This window comes from Paenibacillus sp. FSL H7-0331 (assembly GCF_001956045.1).
In genome coordinates, this window is the sequence record NZ_MRTH01000046.1 from 46,909 (window position 1) to 58,019 (window position 11,111).

Annotated in this window: 9 protein-coding genes; 8 read left to right on the forward strand and 1 reads right to left on the reverse strand. The window is 43.0% G+C overall.

What is annotated here, in order from left to right:
- Nucleotides 1-64: 64 nt before the first annotated feature.
- The gene (rpmH, locus tag BK127_RS36360; RefSeq protein WP_076237591.1) at nt 65-199 is read right to left on the reverse strand and encodes a 50S ribosomal protein L34; all 135 of its coding nucleotides are present in this window, start codon (nt 197-199) and stop codon (nt 65-67) included.
- A 505-nt stretch (nt 200-704) separates the two neighbouring features.
- On the opposite strand from rpmH, the gene dnaA reads away from it, so the two are divergent.
- The 8 genes from dnaA to BK127_RS36400 all read left to right on the forward strand — a co-directional run bounded on the left by dnaA (nt 705) and on the right by BK127_RS36400 (nt 10,773).
- Nucleotides 705-2,069 (forward strand): chromosomal replication initiator protein DnaA, encoded by a 1,365-nt coding sequence (gene dnaA / locus BK127_RS36365; protein ID WP_218639068.1) that lies wholly within the window; start codon nt 705-707, stop codon nt 2,067-2,069.
- Between the two features lie 200 nt (nt 2,070-2,269).
- Complete coding sequence (gene dnaN, locus BK127_RS36370) at nt 2,270-3,412, forward strand: DNA polymerase III subunit beta (RefSeq protein ID WP_076237593.1); 1,143 nt, start codon at nt 2,270-2,272, stop codon at nt 3,410-3,412.
- Nucleotides 3,413-3,433: 21 nt separating this feature from the next.
- Nucleotides 3,434-3,649 carry a S4 domain-containing protein YaaA gene (gene yaaA / locus BK127_RS36375; RefSeq protein WP_076237594.1) on the forward strand — a complete coding sequence of 72 codons (216 nt, stop codon included), beginning with the start codon at nt 3,434-3,436 and terminating at the stop codon, nt 3,647-3,649.
- Nucleotides 3,650-3,702: 53 nt separating this feature from the next.
- Nucleotides 3,703-4,812 carry a DNA replication/repair protein RecF gene (recF, locus tag BK127_RS36380; protein WP_076237595.1) on the forward strand — a complete coding sequence of 370 codons (1,110 nt, stop codon included), beginning with the start codon at nt 3,703-3,705 and terminating at the stop codon, nt 4,810-4,812.
- Nucleotides 4,813-4,856: 44 nt separating this feature from the next.
- Nucleotides 4,857-5,105, forward strand: coding sequence for an extracellular matrix regulator RemB (remB, locus tag BK127_RS36385; protein WP_076237596.1), 249 nt, complete (start codon nt 4,857-4,859; stop codon nt 5,103-5,105).
- Nucleotides 5,106-5,133: 28 nt separating this feature from the next.
- Nucleotides 5,134-7,041 carry a DNA topoisomerase (ATP-hydrolyzing) subunit B gene (gyrB, locus tag BK127_RS36390; protein WP_076237597.1) on the forward strand — a complete coding sequence of 636 codons (1,908 nt, stop codon included), beginning with the start codon at nt 5,134-5,136 and terminating at the stop codon, nt 7,039-7,041.
- Nucleotides 7,042-7,138: 97 nt separating this feature from the next.
- The gene (gene gyrA / locus BK127_RS36395; protein WP_076237598.1) at nt 7,139-9,625 is read left to right on the forward strand and encodes a DNA gyrase subunit A; all 2,487 of its coding nucleotides are present in this window, start codon (nt 7,139-7,141) and stop codon (nt 9,623-9,625) included.
- A 95-nt stretch (nt 9,626-9,720) separates the two neighbouring features.
- Nucleotides 9,721-10,773 (forward strand): HD-GYP domain-containing protein, encoded by a 1,053-nt coding sequence (locus BK127_RS36400; protein WP_076237599.1) that lies wholly within the window; start codon nt 9,721-9,723, stop codon nt 10,771-10,773.
- Nucleotides 10,774-11,111 lie beyond the last annotated feature (338 nt).

Below are 11,111 nucleotides of genomic sequence, written 5' to 3' on the forward strand. Positions count from 1 at the left end.
CATTTCATTATACATGTAGTTATCTGAACAACAAAAAAGACCACCTGATGAGTGGCCTCTTGTATTACGCGCTTAGAACTTTTCTACCCTTTAAACGACGAGCAGATAATACTTTACGACCGTTCACGGAACTCATTCTTTTGCGAAAGCCGTGTACCTTCTTGCGTTTTCTAGTATTCGGTTTAAACGTAGGACCCATCTATCCTGCACCTCCTTGAGGAAAAAGCATTCCCAAAAATACCTCTTAATATTAAACCACATAATCGCTAGAAAAGTCAATCTAAATAAAACCGCGCATTTTGCAGGCGGGTGAACAACTTTTACGTCGAAATTTACGACCTGTGTATAAAAATTAAAGATTTCCACACCTTCTGTCGATTTAATCACAGGGTACCAACAATATATAGTGCTGTTGATAAAACTTACACACAAGCTATAGACAATGTGGATAATTCTAAACAATACGTTGATAATGCCTACAAATTTTGATATTATGGTTATGCCCTCCCTGTGGATAGCCACTTTTTCATGATAATGTTATCAACATGCTGTGGATATCTTTGTGCACAAGTATTTGGCTTATGTATAAGTTATTAGATGTGCCTTGCACACTGTGGACAATATTCGACAGATTCCGATAATTTTAATATATACGTTTTCCGGCTTACGCCACATCGCTTAATTTCCAAAGGAGTGAACAGATTGTGGAAAGCCATCCTAACGAGCAATGGCAGCAAGTTCTTTCCATTATTCAAACACGGCTTAGTAAACCAAGTTTCGAGACCTGGTTTACATCCACAAGAGCCGTAACTTTTAATGATGCCAAGGTTGTGATATGTGCCCCTAACAACTTTGCCCGCGAATGGCTAGAAAATCGTTACACCAAGCTGATTCGTGATACCATCGTGGATTACAATGGGAAATCTACAGATGTCAAATTTATTATCGAATCCGAGGAAGACAAAAACGTTGATCTTCCCCCCTCTTCGGCGCAATCCAGTGCACAATCTACGCTAGCTGTCCCTGAAGAAACCTTCAGTCATATGATGAATTCCAAATACACATTTGATACGTTTGTCATAGGTTCAGGTAATCGATTTGCCCACGCAGCCTCGCTTGCTGTTGCAGAAGCACCGGCCAAAGCCTACAATCCTTTGTTTTTGTACGGGGGTGTGGGACTGGGAAAGACACATTTGATGCATGCGATCGGACATTTTGTTCTCGAGCATAACCCGCGTGCCAAGGTTCTTTATATTTCGTCCGAAAAATTTACAAACGAATTTATCAATGCGATACGGGATAACCGCGGCGAAAGCTTCCGCAACAAATATCGCAATATTGACGTGCTGCTGATCGATGATATTCAATTTTTGGCTGGTAAAGAAGGAACGCAAGAGGAGTTTTTCCACACTTTTAATGCTCTTCATGAGGAACGTAAGCAGATCATTATTTCCAGTGATCGGCCTCCCAAAGAGATCCCAACGCTCGAAGAACGATTAAGATCCCGCTTTGAATGGGGATTAATTACGGATATTCAGCCGCCCGACCTGGAAACCCGGATTGCTATCCTGCGCAAGAAAGCCAAGGCAGACAATCTTGAGGTTCCTATAGAAGCGATGGTGTACATAGCCAATCAAATCGATACGAACATTCGGGAGCTTGAGGGTGCATTAATCCGCGTCGTTGCTTACTCATCATTGATTAATGCCGATATTACATCCCATCTCGCAGCTGAAGCGTTAAAGGACATCATGCCAAGCAGTCGTCCACGTGTCATCACGATCCAGGATATCCAGCAGAAGGTTGGAGAATTTTATGGGATGAAGATGGAGGATTTTAAAGCACGCAAACGTACCAAAATGGTCGCCTATCCGCGTCAAATCGCAATGTATTTGTCACGCGAGCTGACCGACTTTTCATTGCCCAAAATCGGTGAGGCTTTCGGTGGCCGTGACCATACGACTGTGATTCATGCGCATGAGAAAATCTCTGTAGCGCTGAAGACCGATCAGGAGCTCTACAAAATTGTCCACAGCCTGATTGAAAAAGTAAAAAATGTAACTGCCTGAACCATCTATTAACAACCAAATATTCAGTCTGTATAACTTGAGGCCTATGCACAAACTATTCACATGTGGATAGGCTTTTGTATTGCGCCTTTTGTTCACATATCCACATATCCAGAGCCCCTACTACTATTACTAATAAAAAAAGAGTAATATAAGGGGATAAAGTTGTAATTACATTTTTGAATTCTAGGAGTGACAGAATGAAATTAACAATCCTTAAAGAATACTTGAATGAATCCATTCAACATGTATCAAAAGCCATATCGAGCAAAACTCCGATCCCCATTCTGAGCGGAATAAAAATAGATCTGGATTCGAGCGGAATGACGCTGACTGCCAGTGATACCGATATCTCCATTCAAAGCTTTATCCCATTAGAAAAAAATGAACTCAACATCATTGAAATAGAGCGTCAGGGCAGTATTGTGCTGTCAGCCAAATTTTTTGTTGAAATTATTCGTAAGCTTCCAGCCCAAAAGGTAGAAATTGAGGTCAAGGAAAATTTCCAAACGATCATTCGTTCGGGTTCTTCGGAAATTCAATTGGTCGGACTTGATCCGGAAGAATATCCAACCTTGCCAAGTATCGAAGAATATAGAAGATTTCAGCTTCCCAGTGATTTATTAAGAACGATGATCAAACAAACGACCTTTGCGGTATCGACTAATGAATCAACACCGATTCTTACGGGTGTTCTGTGGACTGTGGATAACGGAAAGCTTAAATTTACGGCCTGTGATCGCCATCGCTTGGGGACTCGTGAAACAAATATAGAAGTGGATGCCGACTTTAACCTTAATAATATTTCCATTTCTGGGAAAACTTTAAATGAACTGTCCAAAATTTTACCGGATCAAAACACGCTGATCGATATTATCTTTGCTGAAAATCAGGTGTTATTTAAGCTGAGCTCGATATTATTTTATACCCGGATTTTGGACGGCACTTATCCCGACACCTCCAAGCTGATCCCGCAATCCTATAAAACAGAGCTGGTCATTAACGCACACCAGCTGGCCGATGCGATTGATCGTGCTTATCTGCTTTCTAAAGAAGAAAAGACGAACATCGTCAAGCTGATCATGAATGAGGATCAAACCATCGAGATTTCTTCCAGCTCCTCCGAGCTTGGAAAAGTAACCGAACAGCTGGAAGTTTCAAGCTTAAGCGGAGAGCTGCTTCGCATTTCGTTCAATTCCAAATATATGCTGGACGCACTCAAGGTCATGGATAGCCAATTGATTCATATCGGATTCACAGGTGCGATGCAGCCGATCATTATCCGACCGGAAGAAACGACCTCTCTTCTGCAATTGATTCTCCCTTACCGAACAACTAATTAAGCAAAAGGAGCACGGCTTGTCATGAATCCTATATCTATTCATACGGATTACATCACGTTAGGCCAATTTTTGAAATTGGCAGATTGCATATCTACAGGGGGGCAGGCTAAATTTTTTCTGCAGGAGACCGTTATCCATGTCAATGGAGAGCTGGAAAATCGGCGGGGCAAGAAGCTGGTTCATCTGGATCAGGTCCGTGTCGATGGCTGCGGGGAATTTCAGGTCGTACGTTCTTAATAACCTTGTAAAACGGCTTTGCTTGGCAGAGTCAGTCTGTAGGAGGAACCGTTTTGCAGCTGAATAAGCTTTCCTTGCGGAATTACCGCAACTATGAAGAAGTGCATTTTGAAACCAGAGATATGGTTAATATCATTATCGGCCCTAATGCACAGGGCAAGACGAACCTGCTGGAAGCCATTTTCGTGCTGGCTCTGACCAAATCCCACCGTACCCATCAGGATAAAGAGTTAATTCATTGGGATGCACGCCAAACCATGCTGCATGGAGAAGTTGAAAAAAAGTACGGAACCTGCAAGCTGGATCTCACTATTTCTCCGCAGGGCAAAAAAGCTAAAATAAATGGCTTGGAGCAAAAGAAGCTGAGCCATTTTATCGGCTCTATCAATGTCGTGATGTTTGCACCTGAAGATCTCGAAATTGTTAAGGGCTCCCCATCTGTCCGACGGCGTTTTCTCGATATGGAAATTGGCCAGGTCCATCCCACATATTTGTACGATTTATCCCAATATCAAAAAGTACTGCAGCAGCGGAACAATTATTTAAAGCAGCTTTTTACTACACGGGACACGAAAGCAGTGCTAATGGACGTGTGGAATGAACAATTGATCCAGCTCGGTATTAAAATTATCAAAAAGCGTCAAAGCTTTATACAGAAGCTCCAGCGGTGGGCAGAAAAAATTCATTATGGCATAACGGCAGGTCAGGAGCATATTCAGATTACATATGCCAGCTCCTTTGACGCTAACAGCCTTGAAGATGAAACTGTTTTATTTGATCAATTTATGATAAAGTTATCACAGGTGAAAGAACAGGAGCTTCGGCGCGGTGTGACTATGGTAGGCCCGCATCGGGATGATTTGTTGTTTACGATCAATGGCAAGGATGTGCAGACCTTCGGTTCGCAGGGCCAGCAGAGGACCACGGCGCTTTCTCTGAAGCTTGCGGAAATCGAACTGATTCATGAGGAAGTAGGCGAATACCCTATTCTACTTTTGGATGATGTGCTATCCGAGCTTGACCAGTACCGACAAACTCAACTGATCGAAACGTTTCAAAATAAAGTGCAAACCTTTATTACAACAACCGGAATTGAAAGCATAGATCGTTCAAAGCTGGAAAACGCTTCTGTGATTCACGTACGGAACGGAAGCCTGATTTAAGTCATTGCCTGCAAGTAGTCTCACGTTTTGAGGAGATGTCCCCCATGTTCATTCATTTAGGCGGAGAAAAAATCATTCGTGCATCCGAGCTCGTGGCTATATTTGATCTATCCATAGAGAAATCATCCAAAATATCAAAGCAATTTTTAAGCTATGCCAATAAAGAGAAAAAGGTTGAAGTGATCGGAGAGGAAGACAGCAAATCGCTCGTCGTTACCAAATCAAAGGTATATTACTCTCCGATTTCATCTATGACCCTCAAGAAACGGGCAAACCAATTGTTAACAAACTAGATTTTACCTTGGAAAAGAGGGTGTCAGCATGTCTGTGAATGAAAATGCATATGATGAAAGTCAAATACAGGTGCTCGAGGGTCTCGAAGCTGTTCGTAAGCGTCCGGGGATGTATATCGGATCCACCAGCTCAAGAGGTCTCCATCATCTGGTTTGGGAAGTTGTAGATAATAGTATCGATGAGGCTCTTGCCGGCCATTGTTCCAAAATCGATGTTATCATTCATCGTGATAACAGCATTACGGTTATAGATAACGGGCGTGGTATCCCTGTTGGGGAGAACACCAAGCTGAAGAAGTCTACGCTTGAGGTTGTTTTGACCGTATTACACGCGGGCGGTAAGTTCGGCGGGGAAGGCTATAAAGTTTCCGGGGGACTGCATGGGGTTGGTGTATCGGTTGTTAATGCGCTTTCCAAGAAATTAATCGTTCAGGTCAAGCGAGATGGACACATCCACCAGCAGGAATATCAACAAGGTGCGCCTCAATATGATATCAAAGTGGTTGGAGACGCTGAGGATACCGGTACCAAGATTACTTTTTGGCCTGATGACGAGATTTTTACGGAAGTTACTGAATATGACTATGACACGCTGCAATCACGGATCCGTGAGCTGGCGTATTTAAATAAAGGCATTGAAATTACTTTGGCGGATGAGCGGACAGATGTAGCCAATTCCTTTTTGTATGAAGGTGGAATTGTCTCTTTTGTTGAGTATTTGAACCGTAACCGCGAACCGCTGCATGCTCCGATTTATACCGAGGGCTCCAAAGACAATATTCAGGTTGAGGTTGCCATTCAATACAATGAGGGCTACTCCGAAAATATTTATTCATTCGCTAATAACATTAATACACATGAAGGCGGTACCCATGAATCCGGGTTTAAGAGTGCTCTTACCCGTATTATGAATGATTTTGCGCGTAAATATAACGCGATTAAAGAAAGTGACGCCAATTTGTCCGGTGATGATGTGCGTGAAGGCTTGATTGCGATCATTTCCGTGAAAATTCCTGATCCGCAGTTTGAAGGACAAACCAAAACCAAGCTTGGCAACAGTGAGGTTCGCGGTATCGTGGAATCCTTGTTCTCCGAGAAGCTTAGTGAATTCATGAACGAAAATCCAGCGACAGCCAAGAAAATCGTGGAAAAAGGCATACAAGCCTCACGTGCCAGAGAAGCAGCCCGCAAAGCCCGCGAATTGACGCGTCGTAAAAGCGCTTTGGAAGTTAGCTCACTGCCAGGCAAGCTGGCTGACTGCTCTTCCAAGGATGCTTCGATCAGCGAAGTTTATATCGTGGAAGGTGACTCTGCCGGTGGTTCTGCCAAGCAGGGGCGTGACCGTCATTTTCAGGCGATATTGCCGCTGCGCGGTAAAATATTGAACGTGGAAAAATCGCGTCTTGATAAAATTTTATCCAATGCGGAAATTCGCGCTATTATTACAGCCTCAGGCACAGGCATCGGGGACGATTTTGACGTCGCCAAAGCCCGTTATCACAAAATTATTATTATGACCGATGCAGACGTCGATGGTGCACATATCCGAACCTTGCTGCTTACCTTCTTTTTCCGTTATATGCGTAAGCTGATTGAAGTCGGTTATATTTACATCGCTCAACCGCCGTTATATAAGATCGAACGTAACAAAACGATTCGATATGCCTACAATGACAAGCAGAAGGATCAGATTACGCAGGAATTCGGAGAAGGCGTCAAACTTAATATACAACGCTATAAAGGTCTTGGTGAAATGGACCCTGGACAGCTATGGGAAACGACCATGGACCCGGATACTCGTACTCTGCTGCAGGTTAGTATTCAGGATGCGATTGAGGCCGATGCGATTTTCGATACCTTGATGGGCGATAACGTAGAGCCGCGCAGAGACTTTATCCAGGAGCACGCCAAATACGTAAAAAATCTAGATTTTTAAGCCGATCATGCTTACGAAGTAAACTTTCCCTTAGGGAGAGTTCTGTATATGTTTACGAAGTAAACTTTCCCGCAGGGAAAGTTCTTAGGAGGACAAAATGTCGGAAGAACAGTTTTCTCAAATAAAAGAAATAGATATCGGGTTGGAGATGCGTACTTCCTTTATGGACTACGCAATGAGCATAATCGTCAGTCGTGCTCTGCCGGATGTTCGTGATGGCTTAAAGCCTGTTCATCGCCGAATTTTGTTTGCGATGTCGGAGCTTGGCATGTATTCAGATAAGCCGCATAAGAAATCAGCCAGAATTGTCGGCGAAGTTATTGGTAAATACCATCCGCATGGTGATTCCTCCGTATACTTCACGATGGTACGGATGGCGCAGGATTTTTCCTTGCGTTATATGCTCGTCGATGGTCATGGTAACTTTGGTTCGATCGATGGAGACATGGCAGCGGCGATGCGGTATACGGAAGCTCGTCTGTCGAAGATTGCGATGGAGCTTTTACGTGATATTAATAAAGAGACAATTGACTTTATACCCAACTATGATGGTGAAGAGCATGAGCCTGCTGTTCTTCCTTCGCGTTTTCCGAATCTGCTCGTAAACGGCAGCTCTGGTATTGCGGTAGGGATGGCCACGAGTATTCCTCCACACAATTTAACGGAAGTGATCAACGGACTTCAGCAGCTTATTGAAAATCCGGATGTCACGCCGATGGAATTAATGCAATCTATCAAGGGCCCGGATTTTCCTACAGCGGGATTTATTTTGGGACGAGAAGGTATTAAGCAAGCCTATAATACAGGCCGTGGATCGGTTACGATGAGAGCCAGAGCCGTTATAGAAGAAAACAATAACAAAGCAAAAATCTTGGTGCATGAGCTGCCCTATCAAGTAAATAAAGCTCATTTGATCGAAAAAATTGCGGAATTGGTCAGAGATAAAAAGATTGATGGTATCACCGATCTGCGCGACGAGTCGGACCGTAACGGAATGCGTATTGTAATTGAGCTGCGCCGCGACGTGAATCCGAATGTAATCTTGAATAACCTCTACAAGCAAACTTCGATGCAGTCTAATTTCGGTATCATTATGCTGGCTCTCGTTAACGGGGAACCGAAGGTCCTGAACCTGAAGGATATGCTGTATCACTATTTGGAGCATCAAAAGGTCGTTATTCGTCGTCGGACGGAATATGAACTGCGCAAGGCTGAAGCCAGAGCGCATATCCTCGAAGGTTTGCGTATCGCACTCGATCATCTTGATGAAGTGATCACACTGATCCGTTCATCACAAAATGCGGAAGAAGCACGTGAAGGGTTGATCGAAAGATTTTCATTAAGCTATGATCAAGCTCAAGCTATTCTGGATATGCGTCTACAGCGCTTAACCGGTTTGGAACGCGACAAGATTGAAGAAGAATACGCAGAGCTGTTGAAGAAAATCGCTGAGTACAAGGCTATCCTCGGAGACGAGCAATTAGTGTTAGCGATTATTAGTACCGAGCTTAATGAAATCAAGGAAAAATTCGGTGATGAGCGCCGTTCGGAAATAACGATTGGTGGAGAAAGCATCGAGGATGAGGATCTGATTCCTCAAGAAGAAGTGATTATCACTATCACGCATAGCGGTTATATCAAAAGATTGCCGGTTACCACCTATCGCAGCCAGAAGCGCGGCGGTCGAGGCGTCATTGGGATGGATACGAAGGACAAAGACTTTGTTGAACATTTATTTGTCACCAATACGCATCACTTCTTGCTCTTCTTTACGAATAAAGGCAAGGTGTACCGCCTGAAGGCTTATGAGATCCCTGACCTTAGCCGTACAGCTCGTGGAACGCCAATTATTAATCTGTTACAGATTGAGCAGGGTGAAACGATTAATGCGGTCATTCCAGTGGAGGGCTTTGAGTCCGAGCAGGAGCTTTTCTTTGCTACCAAAAATGGTCTGGTCAAAAAGACGGCTTTGAACGAATACGGGAATATCCGTAAGGGCGGATTGATTGCGATCACGCTGCGTGAAGATGACGATCTGATTGGAGTCAGACTGACAGAAGGCAATCAATCGATCATTATGGGAACTGCGCAAGGTGTCTCGATTCACTTTCCAGAGCAGGACGTCCGTTCAATGGGCCGTTCGGCAACGGGAGTCAAAGGCATTAATATCGGTGAGGACGATACCGTTATCGCGATGGATGTCGTTCATCCCGATGATACGGTGCTGATTGTAACGTCCAAAGGATTCGGTAAACGAACACCGGTTGCTGATTACAGACTTCAATCACGCGGTGGTAAAGGTATCAAAACTCTGAACGTCACTCCGAAGAATGGACCTGTCGTCAGTCTGAAGATTGTAAAAGATGATGAAGATCTAATGATTATTACAGCATTAGGTACGATTATTCGAACCAGTATGGCGGGAATTTCTGTTATGGGCCGTTATACCCAGGGGGTAAGACTGATTCATATCCGCGATGAAGATGAAGTGGCAACAGTAGCTAGAGTTGAAAAGAGCGAAGATGCCGCAGAGGATGAAATCGATGGAGAAGAAACAGCCTTGTCCCCAGAGAGTGAAGAATAAATAAATATATCAAAAAAGGTTGAAGAATGGGGTGACAGCCCCATTCTTTTTCGTTTAGAATAGGGAGAAGATAGAAAGTAAAGCGAGGGAATACCATGGCCACAATTTCCGTTTCCCAGTTAAAGACCGGCGAAAAGATGAGCGATAACGTACAAACGAAGCTCGGGAACGTTTTATTTATGAAAGGGAAAATAGTAAGCGAGAAGGATATAGAGATCTTGAAAGCCTTTTTAATTCCTTCCATTTCTATAGAATCCAAAGAAAATGATCCGGTCAATGACGATGTGATAGAAGAGCCGAACAACACCATTCTGCCTTTCTATGAACAATATGATAAGATGCTCTCGCTTTTAAAAAAGGTATTTAATTCGGCGAGTGGGCAAAACTTCCCTATACTTGAGGTTCGTACGCAGCTGGAAGCGCTGCTGCAGCATATTGATCAATATCATATTTTGACTTTTAGCCCCAAAACGTTTCAATTGAATGATTATCTGTTCCATAATAGCATCATGGTTAGTTTAACATCCTATTCATTGGCCAGATGGCATGGACTGGCTGCTAAGGACCTTATGCCTATTGCGATAAGCGGCCTCTTGCATGATATAGGTAATGCAAAAGTGGATCCCGGTATTTTATATAAACCGAACAAGCTGACTCCAGTGGAATTTGAAGAACTGAAGCAGCATACCACGATTGGTTACAATTTATTGAAGAATGTGGCTGCCATTAATGAAGGTGTGAAATTGACAGCGATTCAGCATCATGAACGTGAAGATGGATCAGGCTATCCACTAGGAATCAAAGGAGATAAAATTCATCTATACTCCAAAATCGTTGCCATCAGTGATATATTTCATGCGATGACATCGGATCGGTACCATAAAAAAGCGGCTTCTCCTTACCTGGTGTTGGATCAATTGTTTACAGAATCGTTTGGTAAATTGGATCCTGCGTTAGTTCAGACCTTTATACAGAAAGTAACGCAATTCCATAATGGGGTTCTCGTTAAGCTAAATGATAAACGGATTGGTGAAATTGTGTTTTCAGATCGTGCTAACCCCACTCGTCCTTGGGTCAATGTGAATGGACAAATTATTAATTTAACAACGGAGCGCAGTCTTTATATACAAGATGTTATTCAAAAGTAAATAGTTTTGATATTTGCTTGACGCTTGGCTTACATATATGGTAGATTAATCTTCGCTGCTTCAAGCAACGAAGATTTTTTATAAGAAACTTTTTTTAATCTAATAAAAAGCTTGCAATGATGCAGTGATGTGTGTTATATTAAAAAAGTCGCCACTAAACAGCGAATGAATAAATCAATAAGAGTGAAAGTCGACAGTAATGTCGATGGATCGCGTTTTGTCCTTTGAAAACTGAATCAACGAGTGAGTGAATAGCAGTATAAGAGAATGCAAATTCTCGTCAGCAGTGAATGAGTACAAATCAAAGTTCTACCTTAATGGAGAGTTTGATCCTGGCT